Annotated in this window: 12 protein-coding genes; 7 read left to right on the top strand and 5 right to left on the bottom strand. The window is 64.7% G+C overall.

The genetic code is table 11. From position 1 onward, the window contains the following. Window positions 1–241 precede the first annotated feature (241 nt). The 3 genes from ACFOLG_RS06535 to ACFOLG_RS06525 form a co-directional block, all read right to left on the bottom strand. Window positions 242–1,861, bottom strand: coding sequence for an electron transfer flavoprotein-ubiquinone oxidoreductase (locus tag ACFOLG_RS06535; RefSeq protein WP_386089817.1), 1,620 nt, complete (start codon window positions 1,859–1,861; stop codon window positions 242–244). A 96-nt stretch (window positions 1,862–1,957) separates the two neighbouring features. Next, entirely contained in the window at window positions 1,958–3,151 is a 1,194-nt protein-coding gene (locus tag ACFOLG_RS06530; RefSeq protein ID WP_386089807.1) for a CaiB/BaiF CoA transferase family protein, read from the bottom strand. Between the two features lie 167 nt (window positions 3,152–3,318). After that, complete coding sequence (locus tag ACFOLG_RS06525; protein WP_386089804.1) at window positions 3,319–4,506, bottom strand: acyl-CoA dehydrogenase; 1,188 nt, start codon at window positions 4,504–4,506, stop codon at window positions 3,319–3,321. Between the two features lie 153 nt (window positions 4,507–4,659). Between ACFOLG_RS06525 and ACFOLG_RS06520 the strand changes: the two genes are divergently transcribed. Beyond that, window positions 4,660–5,445, top strand: coding sequence for an IclR family transcriptional regulator (locus ACFOLG_RS06520; RefSeq protein WP_386089802.1), 786 nt, complete (start codon window positions 4,660–4,662; stop codon window positions 5,443–5,445). A 63-nt stretch (window positions 5,446–5,508) separates the two neighbouring features. Here the strand turns inward: ACFOLG_RS06520 and ACFOLG_RS06515 are convergent, their stop codons facing one another. Beyond that, window positions 5,509–5,937: a CBS domain-containing protein gene (locus ACFOLG_RS06515; RefSeq protein WP_386089801.1), complete on the bottom strand. Its 429-nt coding sequence runs from the start codon at window positions 5,935–5,937 to the stop codon at window positions 5,509–5,511. 174 nt (window positions 5,938–6,111) lie between these two features. Beyond that, entirely contained in the window at window positions 6,112–6,984 is an 873-nt protein-coding gene (gene argB, locus ACFOLG_RS06510; protein ID WP_386089798.1) for an acetylglutamate kinase, read from the bottom strand. 167 nt (window positions 6,985–7,151) lie between these two features. Here argB and ACFOLG_RS06505 point away from each other — a divergent pair, with 167 nt between their 5' ends. From ACFOLG_RS06505 to gabD, 6 genes are all read left to right on the top strand, one after another. Next, the gene (locus tag ACFOLG_RS06505; RefSeq protein WP_386089796.1) at window positions 7,152–7,805 is read left to right on the top strand and encodes a TetR/AcrR family transcriptional regulator; all 654 of its coding nucleotides are present in this window, start codon (window positions 7,152–7,154) and stop codon (window positions 7,803–7,805) included. A gap of 42 nt (window positions 7,806–7,847) precedes the next feature. Continuing rightward, window positions 7,848–8,921, top strand: a complete 1,074-nt coding sequence (locus ACFOLG_RS06500) for an efflux RND transporter periplasmic adaptor subunit (RefSeq protein WP_386089794.1) — start codon at window positions 7,848–7,850, stop codon at window positions 8,919–8,921. 10 nt (window positions 8,922–8,931) lie between these two features. After that, a complete protein-coding gene (locus tag ACFOLG_RS06495; protein ID WP_386089791.1) occupies window positions 8,932–12,009 on the top strand; it encodes an efflux RND transporter permease subunit in 3,078 nt (1,025 codons plus the stop codon). A 92-nt stretch (window positions 12,010–12,101) separates the two neighbouring features. Then, a complete protein-coding gene (locus ACFOLG_RS06490) occupies window positions 12,102–13,406 on the top strand; it encodes a TolC family outer membrane protein (RefSeq protein WP_386089789.1) in 1,305 nt (434 codons plus the stop codon). A gap of 274 nt (window positions 13,407–13,680) precedes the next feature. Next, window positions 13,681–14,946 (top strand): 4-aminobutyrate--2-oxoglutarate transaminase, encoded by a 1,266-nt coding sequence (gene gabT / locus ACFOLG_RS06485; protein WP_386089787.1) that lies wholly within the window; start codon window positions 13,681–13,683, stop codon window positions 14,944–14,946. Between the two features lie 77 nt (window positions 14,947–15,023). Next, a complete protein-coding gene (gene gabD, locus ACFOLG_RS06480; RefSeq protein WP_386089784.1) occupies window positions 15,024–16,484 on the top strand; it encodes an NADP-dependent succinate-semialdehyde dehydrogenase in 1,461 nt (486 codons plus the stop codon). Window positions 16,485–16,639: the final 155 nt, after the last annotated feature.

Raw genomic sequence — 16,639 nt, 5'->3', positions numbered from 1 at the left:
GCCAGGCACTTACACCTATCGGTTATTTGGTTTGTTAAAGAGCGGGCTGACTTCGTTTCGTTGCGTCGTCAGCAGAGGAGGCAAACTATACCCACCAGCCTTACCCTCGTCAACACCTACAACCGCAAAAAACCAGACAAAATCGACAAGTGATTGATCCGTAAGGACACCAAAAAGCAAAAAGGTTGGCCGCGGCCAACCTTGCAGGAAAAAGCCCGGCTGGCGCCGGGCGGTCTATTGCTTACATGTTCGGGTAATTCGGGCCGCCACCACCTTCCGGGGTCACCCAGTTGATATTCTGGGTCGGATCTTTGATGTCGCAGGTTTTGCAGTGCACGCAGTTCTGCGCATTGATCTGCAGCCGCGGCTGGCCTTCGTCGCGACCGACGATCTCGTATACGCCGGCCGGGCAGTAGCGCTGCTCCGGGGCATCGTACTTTTCCAGGTTGATGCGGATCGGGACGGTGGCATCCTTCAGCTGCAAATGCGGCGGCTGGTCTTCGCTGTGGTTGGTGTTGGAGATGAACACCGACGACAGGCGATCGAAGGTCAACACACCGTCCGGCTTGGGATAGCTGATCGGGGTGCATTCGTCCTTCGGCTTCAGGCACTCGTGGTCGTGATGCTTGTGACGCAGCGTCCATGGCGCCTTGCCGCGGAACAGGTAGGTGTCGATAGCCGAGTAGATCATTGCCGGCCACAGCCCCCAGCGGAACGACGGGCGAATGTTGCGTACGCTGTGCAGCTCTTCGTGCAGCCAGCTTTGCTTGAACTTGTCGGTATAGGCGGTAGCCTCGATGGCCTGCCCTTCCGCAGCATTGGCCAGCGCGTCGAACACCGCCTCTGCGGCCAACATGCCGGACTTCATCGCGGTATGGGTGCCCTTGATCTTGGGCACGTTGAGGAAGCCGGCGGTATCGCCCACCAGCACGCCGCCCGGGAAGGTCAGCTTCGGAATGCTCTGCAGGCCACCTTCGGAGATGGCGCGCGCGCCGTAGGACAGGCGGCGGGCGCCTTCGAACACGCCCTTGATCGCCGGGTGGGTCTTGAAGCGCTGGAATTCCTCGTACGGCGACAGGTAGGGGTTCTGGTAATCCAGGCCCACCACGAAGCCCACCACCACCTGATTGTTTTCCAGGTGATAGAGGAAGGAGCCGCCATAGGTTTTCTGATCCATCGGCCAGCCGGCGGTATGGGTGATGCTGCCCGGCTGGTGCAGCTCCGGCTTCACTTCCCACAGTTCCTTGATGCCGATACCGTAGGTTTGCGGGTCGGCGCCGTCACGCAGCTTGAAGCGCTCGAACAGTGTCTTGGTGAGCGAGCCACGACAGCCTTCGGCGAAGATGGTCTGTTTGGCCCACAGCTCGATACCCGGTTCGCCCTCTTCTTCACCATCCTTGCCGGTGCCGACGTTGCCGGTGGCCACGCCCTTCACCGAACCATCGGCGTGGTACAGCACTTCGGCGGCGGCGAAGCCGGGGTAGATTTCTACGCCGTATTCCTCGGCCTGCTGGCCGAGCCAGCGACAGAAGTTGCCCAGGCTGATGATGTAGTTGCCCTCGTTGTGCATCTGCGGTGGAGTGGGCAGCTGGATGGACTCGGTCTCGGTCAGCAGCAGGAAGCGATCCTTTGCGGCCGGGGTGTTCAGCGGCGCGCCTTTTTCCTTCCAGTCCGGAATCAGTTCGTTCAGCGTGCGCGGCTCCAGTACGGCGCCGGACAGGATGTGGGCGCCGATCTCGGAGCCCTTCTCCAACAGGCAGACACTGATCTCCTGGCCTTTTTCCGCAGCCAGCTGCTTGAGGCGGATCGCGGTGCTCAGGCCGGAAGGGCCACCACCGACGATCACCACGTCGTATTCCATGTATTCGCGTTCCACCGCTACTCCTTATGCGCCGTATCGGGTCAGATCGCCCAATAATGCAATGGTTACCGCAATGCGTCAAAATCAAACGAGCGTTTAAACGGTACCATCCGCCTTCAGTTGTGCAATCGCCGCAGTGTCGTAGCCCAGCGAAGCCAGCACGGTATCGGTGTGCTCGCCCAGCTTCGGCGGCGCCACCTCGTAGCGCGGCGGCGTGCCGGACATCTTGATCGGGCAGGCCACCAGCGGCACATCCTGGCCGGCGCTGTCGGTGAGGTGGATTTCCATCTGCCGGTGCTGGATCTGCGGGTCGGCAAACGCCTCGTCCACGGTATTGATCGGGCCGCACGGCACACCGGCCGCATCCAGCAGCTTCAGCCATTCATCGCGGGTCCTGGCCAGGAAGGCTGCGGCCAACTGCGGCACCAGCTCGTTGCGGTTGCGCACCCGCTGCGGGTTGGTGGCATAGCGCTCGTCGGCGCCCAGCACCGGCAACCCCACTACCTCGCACACCGCGCGGAACTGCTTGTCGTTGCCGCAGGCGAGGATGAAGTGGCTGTCGCCGGCAGTCTTGAACACCTGGTAGGGCACGATATTGGGGTGAGCATTACCCAGCCGCGGCGGCACTTCGCGGCCGATCAGCCAGTTCATGTTGACGTTGGCCAGCATCGCCAGCGAGCAGTCGAACAGCGCCATATCGATATACTGACCCTCGCCGCTGCGGCTGCGGGCAATCAGCGCCGCCTGCACCGCGTTGGCCGCATACAGCCCGGTAAACAGGTCGGTCACCGCCACGCCCACCTTGTGCGGCTCACCGTCGGCCGGGCCGGTGATGCTCATCAGGCCGGACATGCCCTGCACGATGTAGTCGTAGCCCGGCAGCTCGGCATACGGTCCATCCTGGCCGAAGCCGGTGATGGAGCAGTACACCAGCCGCGCATTCACCTGGCGCAGGCTGTCGTAGTCAAGGCCGTACTTCTTCAGCCCGCCCACCTTGTAGTTTTCCAGCAGCACGTCGGCCTGTGCGGCCAACTTGCGCACGATCTCCTGGCCAGCGGCAGTGGTGATGTCCACCGTCAGCGACTGTTTGCCGCGATTGGCCGCCAGGTAGTAGGCGGCGGTGCCGTCCGCCAGGCTGGGCGGTGCCCACTGCCGCGTGTCGTCGCCGCTGCCCGGGCGCTCCACCTTGATGACTTCGGCGCCAAGATCGGCCAGCAGCTGGCCGGTCCACGGGCCGGCCAGTACGCGGGTGAGATCCAGCACCTTGATACCGGACAGTGCTCCAGACATAACGCCACTCCTTATTGTGTTCGATGTTGGCCGCAAGGGCCGGATACCCATGCCGCTGGGCAGCCCCACTGGCATGGATACAAAAAAACGGCCCGGTCGCACCGGGCCTCAAGGACAGACAGGAACCAACATCCCGCCGGGGTGGAGGCCGCCGGCGGAACATCACATCAGGCGAATGCCTGAATACCGGTCTGGGCCCGGCCCAGAATCAGGGCATGCACATCGTGCGTGCCTTCATAAGTGTTGACGGCCTCCAGGTTCATCACATGACGGATGATGTGGAACTCGTCGCTGATACCGTTACCGCCGTGCATGTCGCGGGCGATGCGGGCGATGTCCAGCGCCTTGCCGCAGTTGTTGCGCTTGATCAGGCTGATCATTTCCGGCGCGGCACGGCCTTCGTCCATCAGGCGGCCGACGCGCAGCGCGGCCTGCAGGCCCAGGCTGATCTCGGTCTGCATATTGGCCAGCTTCAGCTGCACCAGCTGGGTGGCGGCCAGCGGACGGTTGAATTGCTTGCGATCCAGGGTGTACTGGCGGGCGCCGTGCCAGCAGAACTCGGCAGCCCCCATCGCCCCCCAGGCGATGCCGTAGCGGGCCTTGTTCAGGCAGCCGAACGGGCCTTTCAGACCGCGGATGTCCGGGAAGGCGTTTTCTTCCGGCACGAACACGTCGTCCATCACGATTTCGCCGGTGATCGACGCACGCAGCGAGAACTTGCCTTCGATCTTCGGCGCCGACAGGCCCTTCATGCCTTTCTCCAGCACGAAGCCGCGGATCTCGCCTTCGTCATCCTTGGCCCACACCACGAACACGTCGGCGATCGGGCTGTTGGTGATCCACATCTTGCTGCCCTTGAGGATGTAGCCACCGTCGGTCTTGCGGGCGCGGGTCTTCATGCCGGCCGGGTCGGAGCCGGCATCCGGCTCGGTCAGGCCGAAGCAGCCCACCCATTCGCCGGTGGCCAGCTTGGGCAGGAACTTGTCTTTCTGCGCCTCGGTACCGTAGGCCCAGATCGGGTGCATCACCAGGCTGGACTGTACCGACATGGCGGAGCGATAGCCGGAGTCAACGCGCTCCACTTCGCGGGCGATCAGGCCATAGGCCACATGCGACAGGCCGGCGCAGCCGTGGGTGTCGATAGTGCAGCCCAGCAGGCCCAGCTCACCCATCTCGCTCATGATTTCGCGGTCGAAGCGTTCCTCGCGGTTGGCAGTCAGCACGCGCGGCAGCAGTTGCTCCTGACAGTAGGCGTAGGCGGTCTCGCGCACCATACGTTCTTCGTCGGTGAGCTGATCGTTAAGCAGAAGGGCATCGTCCCAAGCGAAAGGGGCACGAGCGGAAGTGGCGGCCATGGCATTTCTCCTTTGTACTGTTCCGCTTTGCGGAATTCAGTTCTACAATGCAAAATAGACTAACAAGCCGCCTGCGGTGTGTAAAGTTTTTTTCTTGGACCCCGGCAAGGGCTGCTCTATTCTTGCCACTCTGTTGAGAGGAAACCGTTGACGATGTCGTTGCTACCGCAAGAAGACGAAGAAAAGGACCGCCTGTTCGTGGTGGCGCTGGCGCGCGGCCTGCGCGTGCTGGCAGCGTTCCAGCCGGGGGAAAGTGCGTTGTCCAACCAGGTGCTGGCGCAGCGCACCGGGCTGCCCAAGTCCACCGTGTCGCGGCTGACCTATACCCTGACCAAACTGGGCTACCTGTCGCAGGACGGCGAGACCGGCTACTACCGGCTGGGGCTGGCGGTGCTGGCGCTGGGTTCGGCGGTGCTGGGCAGCTACGACATCCGCCGCATCGCCGCGCCGCTGATGCGCGAGTTCGCGCTCAAGCACACCATCTCCGTCAGCCTGGGCATGCGCGACGGCAGCGACATCGTGTACCTGGAAAGCTGTCGCAGCCAGGCGCGGGTGTCGGTGCAGCTCACCGTCGGCTCGCGCGTGCCGCTGGCCAGCACCGCCATCGGCCGCGCCGGCTACGCGGCGCTGAACAACAGCGAGCGCGCGCAGCTGGATGGCGAGCTGGCAGCGCGCTACGGCAAGGACTGGCCATCGCTGCAGGAGCGGCTGGAGCAGGCGCGGCAGCAATACCTGCAGCGCGGCTACAGCGAATCGTTCGGCGAGTTCGAGCGCGACGTGATGGCGGTAGGGGTGGCGCTGCCCTCGCCGGCGCCCGGCATGCCGGCGCTGTGCCTGAACGCCAGCGGCCCGGCGTTCGCCTTCAGCCCGGAACTGATGCGCAGCCAGATCGCGCCAGCACTGATGCAGCTGGCACGGCAGCTGGTGCCCGGCGGCTGAACGCCGCCCACAACGCAAAAGGTTGGCCGCGGCCAACCTTTTTTGCTTTCCGCCGCCGCTACTTCAAGCACGGATGTAATTCACCAGCTGGTCGATCACGAACTGCTGCTCGTCGATGGTGGCGCGCACCAGGTCGCCGATCGACAGCAGCCCCAGCACCTTGTCGTCCTCCAGCACCGGCAGGTGGCGGAAGCGCTTGTCGGTCATCAGCGCCATGCACTCGGCCACCGACTGCTCCGGCGTCACGTACACCACCTTGCTGGTCATGATGTCGCGCACCTTGGTGCCGGCCGAGGTACGGCCCTGCAGCACGATGCGCCGCGCGTAGTCGCGCTCGGAGAAAATGCCCAGCACATCGCCCATGTCCATCACCAGCACCGCGCCGATATCGTGCTCGGCCATGATCTGCAGCGCCTGGAACACCGTGGCGTCCGGCCCCACCGTGATCAACCCGCTGCGTTTGTGCAGCAACAACTGTCGCACTGTCTGCATGCCACCCTCCCCTCTTCAGGACAAGACTAGTCAACGCCGGCAAGCGGCTTTAACACTATAGACAGCATACGGCGACCGCTACAGGAAATCCCGATGCACGGTGCGGCCAACCCCAGCGCGGCAAAAACGACAAGGGCCGCCCGCGGCGGCCCTGCAAACAAGCAAGCGTCAGCCTCAGCCGGCCTTGATCATGGTGCCGACGCCGGCATCGGTGAGGATTTCCAGCAGCAGCGCGTGCGGCACGCGGCCGTCGATGATGTGTACCGAGTTCACGCCGCTGCGTGCCGCATCCAGCGCCGAGCTGATCTTCGGCAGCATGCCGCCGCTGATGGTGCCGTCGGCGAACAGCTCGTCCACCTTGGCCGCGGTCAGGCCGGTGAGCAGCTGGCCCTGCTTGTCCAGCACGCCCGGGGTGTTGGTCATCAGCACCAGTTTTTCCGCGTTCAGGGTTTCCGCCAGTTTGCCGGCCACCACGTCGGCGTTGATGTTGTAGGCCTCGCCGTCACTGCCGACGCCGATCGGCGCCACCACTGGGATGAAGTCCTGGCTGTCCAGCAGCGCCACCAGGCTGGGGTCGATGTGCTCGATATCGCCCACCTGGCCGATGTCGATCTGCTCGTCGGCTTCCGACTTCAGGAACAGCTTACTGGCGCGGATGAAGTGGCCGTCCTTGCCGGTGATGCCCACCGCCTTGCCGCCGTGCTTGTTGATCAGCGACACGATTTCTTTGTTCACCAGGCCGCCCAGCACCATTTCCACCACGTCCATGGTCTCGCGGTCGGTGACACGCATGCCCTGGATGAACTGCCCTTCCTTGCCCACGCGCTCCAACAGCTCGTTGATCTGCGGGCCGCCGCCGTGCACCACCACCGGGTTGAGGCCCACCAGCTTCAGCAGCACCACGTCCTTGGCGAAGTCTTCCTTCAGCTTGTCGTCGGTCATGGCGTTACCGCCGTACTTCACCACGATGGTCTTGCCGTTGAAGGAACGGATATAGGGCAGTGCTTCGGCCAGGATGGCGGCCTTGTCGAGGGGGGCTACGCTCACGTCACTTTCTCCAGTACGCATAAACAGGCCGCAGGGTACGGCGGCCAACATCCACAAGTGTTGCATTCTACCCAAGCAGTTTAGTGAATATCGATTTATTAATTGCCAGCATTCGAGTCATTACCCTAAAGTGCCGCGATTACTGAACCAATATTCAGAGATGCAAGATGAGTCAGGAATCGAACTGCCCGATCACCCGCTGGCGCCGCCGCAAGGAAGTGCGCCCGGCGGAGATCCTGGATGCCGCGCTGCAGCTGTTCGTCGACAAGGGCTTCAAGGCCACCAAGATGGAAGACATCGCCAAGGCCGCCGGCGTCACCAAGGGCACGCCCTATCTGTACTTCGAAAACAAGGAAGACATCTTCAAGGCGGTGGTGCGCGACAACCTGGTCACCCGGCTGGCAGACCTGGCCGAGCTGGCGGCGCAGTTCGACGGCAGCAGCGCCGAGCTGCTGCACCTGATGATGCGGCGCTGGTGGCAGCAGGTCGGCGAATCGCCGCTGGCCGGCATCTGCAAGCTGATGTTCGCCGAGGCCACCAACTTTCCCGAGCTGGCGCGCTTCTACCACCGCGAGGTGATCGAGCCCAGCCACCAGGTGCTGCTGCGGGTGCTGGAGCGCGGCGTGGCCAGCGGCGAGTTCCGCCCGATGCCCGCCCACGCGGTGGTGGACACCCTGGTGGCGCCGATGCTGCTGAGCATGACCTGGCAATGCTCGCTGGGCCGCGTCATCGAAGACAGCCTGCACCGCAGCCTGCCGCCGCTGGAATATCTGGAAATCGCGCTGGACCTGATGCTGAACGGGCTGAAAGCCCGCGACTAAGCCGCCCGCACACACAACAACAAGACGCACGAGGAATTCGACATGACACCGCATTACCGCACGCTGGCGCTGGCCAGCCTGACGCTGCTGGCACTGGCCGGCTGCAAGCAAGAGGTCCAACCGGTGGAGGAAATCCGCCCGGTACGCTATGTGGTGGCCGGCAGCGATGCCGCCGGCGACAGCCGGCTGTTCAGCGGCGAGATCCGCGCCCGCCACGAAAGCCAGCTGGCCTTCCGCGTCGCCGGCAAGGTGCTGGAGCGCCGCGTCAACGCCGGCGACAGCGTGAAGAAGGGCCAGCTGCTGGCAGTGCTGGACGGCAGCGACTACCAGCTGGACACCAGCGCCAAGCTGGCGCAGCTAGCGGCGGCGCAGGCCGATCAAGCGCAGCAGGAGGCCGACCTCAAGCGCTACCGCGAGCTGCTGACGCAGAACTTCATCAGCGCCGCGCAGGTGGAACGGCAGCAGACCACGGTGAACGCCGCGCGCGCCAAATCGCAGCAGGCGCAGGCGGCGCTGGTCGCCAGCCGCAACCAGGGCAACTACACCGCGCTGCTGGCCGATAGCGACGGCGTGATCAGCAGCATCAGCGCCGAGCCGGGCATGGTGGTGTCCGCCGGCCAGGCGGTGGCACGGCTGGCCGCCAGCGGCGAACGCGAAGTCGCGTTCCAGGTGCCGGAAAACGCCGTGGCTGCGGTACGCGGCGCCAGCGGCTTCAAGGTGAAACTGTGGGCCGACGGCCGCGAGCTGGATGCGCGCCTGCGCGAGCTGGCCGCCGACGCCGACAGCGCCACCCGCACCTACGCCGCGCGCCTGACGCTGAACCGCAGCGACGACAGCGTACGGCTGGGCATGACCGCCAGCGTGCGCGCACAGCTGGCCGGCCACGACGGCAGCGCGCTGCGCCTGCCGCTGGCCGCCATGCTCGATACCCAGGGCAAGCATTACGTGTGGGTGATCAACGCCCAGTCCAAGGTTGGCCGCAAGGCGGTGGAAGTCGGCGCCATCGACGGCAGCAGCATTGCCATCACCCGCGGCCTGAGCGCGGGCGAGAAAGTGGTCACCGCCGGCGTGCACCTGCTGCGCGACGGCCAGCGCGTCAGCCTGCTGCAGCAGTAAGGGGCCGACGATGACGAAAAAACTCAACCTGTCGGAATGGGCGCTGCGCAACAGCTCGCTGGTGCGCTACCTGATGATCGTGCTGATGGTGGCCGGGCTGTTCTCCTATACCCAGCTGGGGCAGAAGGAAGACCCGGAGTTCACCTTCAAGGCGATGATGGTGCGGGTGCTGTGGCCCGGCGCCAGCGCGCAGGAGACCGAGCGCCAGGTCACCGACAAGATCGAGAAGAAGCTGCAGGAGCTGGGCGAGCTCGAATACGTGAAGAGCTACACCAAGCCGGGCGAGGCCACGCTGATCCTGTCGATCCGCGAGGAGGTGCCGCCGAAGAACGTGCAGCAGCTGTGGTACACGGTGCGCAAGAAGATCGGCGACATGCAGTACACCCTGCCCGCCGGGGTGCAGGGGCCGTATTTCAACGATGAGTTCGGCGACACCTTCGGCAACCTGTATGCCTTCACCGGCGACGGCTTCAGCTACGAGGACCTGCGCCGCTACGTGGAGCAGGCCAAGCTGGAAGTGCTGCGCGTGCCCGACGTGGGCAAGGTGGACATCGTCGGCGAGCAGGAAGAACGCATCTACGTGACGCTGGACACGGCGAAACTCGCCGCGCTGCAGCTGGACGCCAGCACGCTGTGGGCCACGTTGGCCGCACAGAACGCCATGACGCCGGCCGGCAGCTACGACACCGCCAGCGAACGCATCTGGGTGCGCGTGTCCGGCAGCTACAACTCGGTGCAGGCCATCGCCGACACCCCGCTCGCCGCCAACGGCAAGAGCTTCCGCCTCGGCGATGTGGCCAAGGTAGAGCGCCAGTTCGTCGACCCGCCCAGCTTCGGCATGCGTTTTGACGGCAAGCCGGCCATCGGCCTGGCGGTGAGCATGAAGACCGGCGGCGACGTGCTGAAACTGGGGCAGAACCTGGAAGCGGTGATGAGCGAGCTGCAGGCCAAGCTGCCGGTGGGGGTGCAGGTGAACGCGGTGTCCGACCAGCCCAAGGTGGTGAAGAACGCGGTCAGCGAATTCATGCACTCGCTGGTGGAAGCGGTGGTGATCGTGTTGGCGGTGAGCTTCTTCAGCCTCGGCATGCGCACCGGCGTGGTGGTGGCACTGTCGATTCCGCTGGTGCTGGCGATGACCTTCCTCGCCATGTACTTCTTCAACATCGACCTGCAGCGCATCTCGCTGGGCTCGCTGATCATCGCGCTGGGCCTGCTGGTGGACGACGCCATCATCGCGGTGGAAATGATGGCGCTGAAGCTGGAACAGGGCTGGAACAAGTTCCAGGCCGCCACCTACGCCTACACCAGCACCGCCTTCCCGATGCTGACCGGCACGCTGATCACCGCCGCCACCTTCCTGCCGGTGGGGCTGGCCAAGTCCAATGCCGGCGAGTACGTGTTCAGCCTGTTCGCGGTGGTGTCGCTGGCGCTGATCCTGTCGTGGATCGTGGCGGTGGTGTTCACCCCCTATCTGGGCTACCACCTGCTGCCGGCCAGCATGGCCGGCCACGAGCACGACGACGTGTACCAGAAGCCGTTCTACCGCCGCTTCCGCCGCACGGTGGAATGGTGCCTGGACCACCGCAAGACGGTGATCTCGCTGACCTTGGCCGCCTTCCTGCTGTCGATGGTGGCGTTCAAGCTGTTCGTGCAGCAGCAGTTCTTCCCCTCCTCCAACCGGCCGGAGCTGCTGGTGGACATGTGGCTGCCGCAGGGCGCCAACTACGCCGCCACCCAGCGCGAAGTGGCCAAGCTGGAGGCCCGCCTCAAGAACAACGACAAGGTGGTGAGCGTCACCAGCTACGTCGGCGGCGGCAGCCCGCGCTTCTACCTGCCGCTGGACCAGCAGCAGCAGCACCTGAACTACGCGCAGCTGATGGTGATGACCCGCGACGAGCACGTGCGCGAGGACGTGAAGCAGCAGCTGGAGCATCTGTTCGAAACCGACTTCCCGCTGGTGCGCGGCCGCATCACCCGGCTGGAGAACGGCCCGCCGGTGGGCTACGCGGTGCAGTTCCGCGTGATGGGGCCGGATCATGACCAGGTGCGCAGCATTGCGGCCAACGTGGAAGCGCTGGTGCGCGCCCACCCGGCTGCCCGCCACGTCAACAACGACTGGGGCGAGCAGGTGAAGGCGCTGCGCGTCGACATCGACCAGGACAAGGCGCGCGCGCTGGGCATTTCCAGCCAGCAGCTGGCGCGCCAGCTGCAGCTGCTGCTCACCGGCAGCAGCGTTACCGAGTGGCGCGAGGGCGACAAGGCGATTGCCGTGGTGGCGCGCCTCGCCAACGACGAGCGCCGCAACGTGGCGGCGCTGGGCAGCCTGATGATCCAGACCGGCAGTGGCAAGTACGTGCCGGTGGCGCAGATCGGCCACATCCGCTACGCGCCGGAAGACAGCATCATCTGGCGCCGCAACCGGCTGCCCACCATCTCGGTGCGTGCCGATGCCGCCGACGGCGTGCAGGCGTCCGACATCTCGCTGGCGCTGTGGCCCAAGCTGCAGGCACTGGAAAAAACTCTGCCGCTGGGCTACCACATCGAACTGGGCGGCTCGCTGGAAGCCAGCCAGAAATCGCAGGGTGCCATCGCCAAGGTGCAGCCGCTGATGCTGATCATCGTGTTCACCCTGCTGATGCTGCAGCTGAAGAGCTTCCAGCGCACGCTGCTGGTGGTGCTTACCGCGCCCTTGGGCATGATCGGCGTCACGCTGACGCTGCTGCTGTTCGGCGCACCGTTCGGCTTCGTCGCCATGCTGGGGGTGATCGCGCTGGCCGGGATGATCATGCGCAACTCGGTGATCCTGGTGGACCAGATCGAAAGCGACATCGCCGAAGGCATCGAGCGCTTCGAGGCGGTGGTCGGCTCCACCGTGCGCCGCTTCCGCCCGATCATGCTCACCGCGCTGGCCGCCATCCTGGCGATGATCCCGCTGACGCGCAGCACCTTCTGGGGGCCGATGGCGGTGGCCATCATGGGCGGCCTGCTGATCGCCACCGTGCTCACCCTGCTGTTCCTGCCGGCGCTGTACGCCGCCTGGTTCAAGGTGCGGCGCCCGCAAACGGCGGCCAACGTTAGCAGCTCTTAATAAACTTGGGGCTGAAAGCCGGACCACTATGCGTTATGGTCTGGCTTTCAGTCCGCTTCAGAACTGATAGATAACTCGATGCAGGTAATTCGATGAAAGCGCACACTCACCTGATGCTGGCCGGCGCCCTGGCGCTGGGCGCCAGCCTGCCGGCCGCCGCCTTCGACCTGGCCGCCGCGGTACAGGCCGCCCGCGACTACGACGCCAGCTACGCCGGCGCCCGCCAGAGCCTGCTGGCCGGGCAGGAACAGGCGGTACAGGGCCGCGCCCTGCTGCTGCCCAGCATCGGCCTTTCCGCCGGCGTCACCCGCACCGACGCCATCAAGCCGGCGGCCGACGCCTACAACACCCGCAGCGTCGGCGTGCAGTTGACGCAGCCGCTGTTCGACGTGGCCAGCTACACCGGCTACAAGAAAGGCGTGATCGGCAGCGAGCTGGCCGGCGTGCAGTTCAGCGCCAGCAGCCAACAGCTGATCGCCGACGTGGCCAAGGCGTATTTCGATACCCTGCTGGCCGAGGACGTGCTGAACGTCACCCGCGCCACCAAGAAAGCCTACGAACGCCAGCTGGCGCAGGCGAAGAAGGCGTTCGAAGTCGGCACCGCCACCATTACCGATACCCACGAGGCGCAGGCCGGCTACGACAGCGCCCAGGCCAGCGAGATCGCCGCCGTCAGCGATCTGGAAATCAAGCGCAACACCCTGGCCAAGCTCACCGGCCTCAACGCCGAGCAGATCAACCACCTGCGCGGCAGCGTGGCGCTGGATGCCGACCTCGGCAGCCTGCAAAGCTGGCTGGAGCGCGCCGAAGCCGGCAGCCTCAGCATCAAGAGCGCACAGCAGCAGCAGCAGCTGGCGGAAGAAAACCTGACCGCCGCGCGCGGCAAGCACCTGCCCACCGTGGAGCTGACCGCCGGCTACAGCAATGCCCACACCACCGAACCGAGCAGCCGCCTGGCCGGGCGCGCCAGCACCGCCGGCAACAGCCTGGGGCTGAACCTGACCCTGCCGCTGTATGCCGGTGGCGGCATCAATTCGCAGGTGCGCGCCGCGGCGGCCAACCTGGAGAAAGCGCGCAGCGACGTGGAGGCCTCGCGCCGCGACGTGGCACTGGCGGTACGCAGCGCCTGGCTGGGGGTGAGCAACGGCACCGCGCAGGTGAAGGCGCAGGAGCAGCTGCTGGTTTCCGCCAAGAGCAAGCTGGACGCCACCCGCCTCGGCCGCGAAGTGGGCGTGCGCACCAATATCGACCTGCTGAACGCCGAAAGCAGCTACCAGGACGCGGTGCGCGCGCTGGCCGCCGCCCGCTACAACCTGCTGTATGCGCGCCTGGCGCTGGCGCTGGCCGCCGGCGAACTGGACGACCAGGCGGTGGCCACCGTCAACCGCTTCTTCTGAGCCGCCGCCGGCCCAGCCCCGGCTTTATTTCGTTAAAACGCTGCGTCCAGCCTTGCCAAGGTTGGCCGTAGCGTTTTTACTTAGGCATTGCGCCGACTGGCGGTACAAAAAACCGCCCAGCGGAACAAACAACACTCACGGCAGCACGAGTGTTTAATTTATCCATCACATGTGGCTTTTTGCTAAACACGAGACTAGAATGAAGCCCATGCTCTAGCCACGCCGGCCCCCCGTCCGGCGCCCGCCGGAACCGTCGTCTACAAGGAGAGATTCAATGAGCCCGCAAGAACTGATGCAACGTAAAGCCAACGCTACCCCGCGCGGTGTAGGCGTAATGTGTTCCTTCTTCGCCGAGCGCGCGAAGAATGCCGAGATCTGGGACACCGAAGGCAAGCGTTACATCGACTTTGCCGGTGGTATCGGCGTGCTGAACACCGGTCACCTGCATGACAAGGTTCAGGCTGCCGTTGCCGAGCAACTGAACAAATTCAGCCACACCTGCTACCAGGTGGTGCCGTACGAACTGTATATCGAAGTTGCCGAAAAGCTGAACCAGCTGACCCCGGGCAACTACGCCAAGAAAACCGCGTTCTACACCACCGGCGCCGAAGCCGTGGAGAACGCGGTGAAAATCGCCCGCGCCGCCACCGGCCGCCCGGGCATCATCGCCTTCGGCGGCGGCTTCCACGGCCGCACCCTGATGGGCATGGCGCTGACCGGCAAGGTCGCCCCGTACAAGATCGGTTTCGGCCCGTTCCCGTCCGACGTGTACCACGGCCTGTTCCCGAACCCGCTGCACGGCGTGTCGGTGGAAGAATCCATCGCCAGCGTGGAGCGCCTGTTCAAGTACGACATCGAAGCCACCCGCGTGGCCGCCATCATCTTCGAACCGGTACAGGGCGAAGGTGGTTTCTACGCCGCCCCGGCCGAGTGGGTGCGCGAAATCCGCCGCATCTGTGACCAGCACGGCATCCTGCTGATCGCCGACGAAGTGCAGGCCGGCTTTGCCCGTACCGGCAAGTTCTTCGCCATGGAACACTACGACGTGGCCCCGGACCTGATGACCATGGCCAAGTCCATGGCCGGCGGTTTCCCGATCTCCGCGGTAGTCGGCAAGGCCGAGTACATGGACGCGCCGGCACCGGGCGGCCTGGGCGGCACCTACGCCGGCAGCCCGCTGGCGCTGGCCGCGTCCAAGGCGGTGATCCAGGCGATCCAGGAAGAAAAACTGCTGGAGCGTGCCAACCAGCTGGGCAACCAGCTGAAGGAAACCCTCAACGGCCTGAAAGCCGAGATTCCGCAGATCGCCGACGTGCGCGGTCTGGGCGCCATGATCGCGGTGGAATTCAACAAGGCCGGCAGCCACGAAGCCGATGCCGACTTCACCAAGAAAGTGCAAACCAAGGCGCTGGAAGCCGGCCTGATCCTGCTGACCTGCGGTGTGTACGGTAACGTAGTACGCTTCCTGTTCCCGCTCACCATCGAAGACGCCATCTTCGAAGAAGCGCTGCAGAAGCTGGTTGCCGCCATCAAGGCCTGATCACCCGAACTGAGCTAGATTGCGGCCAACCTTGCACCACGCAACGTTGGCCGCATTGCATACCAAGGACACACACCATGCTGAACCTGAAAGATCCTTCCCTGCTGCGCCAGCAGTGCTACATCAACGGCCAATGGCTGGATGCCGATAGCGGCCAGACCATTGCGGTCACCAACCCGGCCACCGGCGAAACCATCGCCCATGTGCCGAAAATGGGCAGCGCCGAAGCGCAGCGCGCCGTGGACGGCGCCGCTGAAGCCTTCAAGAGCTGGAAGAAAAAGTCTGCCAAGGAACGCGCCGGCATCCTGCGCAAGTGGTTCGACCTGATGATGGCCAACCAGGACGACCTGGCGGTGATCCTGACCTGCGAACAGGGCAAGCCGCTGGCCGAGGCCAAGGGCGAAATCGCCTACGGCGCCAGCTACATCGAGTGGTATGCCGAAGAAGCCAAGCGCATCTACGGCGACACCATTCCGTCCACCGGCGCCGACAAGCGCATCCTGGTGAGCAAGGAACCTATCGGTGTGACCGCCGCGATCACGCCGTGGAACTTCCCCAACGCCATGATCACCCGCAAGGCTGCCCCGGCGCTGGCCGCCGGCTGCCCGATGGTGGTACGCCCGGCCAGCCAGACCCCGCTGTCGGCACTGGCCATCGCCGTGCTGGCCGAGCGTGCCGGCATCCCGGCTGGCGTGTTCTCGGTACTCACCGGCGGCTCCACCGAAATCGGCGGCGTGCTCACCGGTAGCGACACCGTGAAGAAATTCTCCTTCACCGGCTCCACCGAGGTTGGCCGCAAGCTGATCAGCCAGTGTGCCGAAACCGTGAAGAAGGTATCGATGGAACTGGGCGGCAACGCACCGTTCATCGTGTTCGACGATGCCGACCTGGACGCGGCGGTAGAAGGCGCGATGATCTCCAAGTACCGCAACGCCGGCCAGACCTGCGTGTGCGCCAACCGCCTGCTGGTGCAGGACGGCGTGTACGATGCCTTCGCCGAGAAATTCGCCGCCGCGGTGGCCAAGCTGAACGTGGGTAACGGCCTGGAAGCCGGCATCACCCAGGGCCCGATGATCGACGAGAACGCGGTGGCCAAGGTGGAAGAGCACATCGCCGACGCGCTGGCCAAGGGCGGCAACCTGGTAACCGGCGGCAAGCGCCACGCACTGGGCTACAGCTTCTTCGAGCCGACGGTGATCACCGGCGTGACCCCGGCCATGAAAGTGGCGAAGGAAGAAACCTTCGGCCCGCTGGCACCGCTGTTCCGCTTCAAGACCGAAGAAGAAGCGATCCAGATGGCCAACGACACCGAGTTCGGCCTGGCTTCCTACTTCTACGCCCGCGACATCGGCCGCATCTTCCGCGTGTCCGAAGGCCTGGAATACGGCATGGTGGCGGTGAACAGCGGCATTCTGTCCAACGAAGCCGCACCGTTCGGTGGCGTGAAGCAGTCCGGCCTCGGCCGCGAAGGCTCCAAGTACGGCATCGAAGACTACCTGGAAATCAAGTACGTGCTACTGGGCGGCATCGATAAGTAAAAACTGCTTCACGAGCTAGCGAGCTAAGGTGAGACAAGGCAAAAGCGGCTGAGGGACGCGGAGTTGGCATAAAGTCAATGAGCATTGCGAAGACGCTTTCAACGCCGTTTCGCCGACGCACAGCGGATCGTGTGCAGGCTCAAAGCCGCAACAGA

Origin of the sequence: Vogesella facilis (assembly GCF_042648525.1) — a bacterium.
GTDB lineage: Bacteria > Pseudomonadota > Gammaproteobacteria > Burkholderiales > Chromobacteriaceae > Vogesella > Vogesella facilis.
The sequence above is the reverse complement of the archived record's forward strand: the minus strand, read 5'-3'. Positions and strand labels throughout refer to the sequence as shown.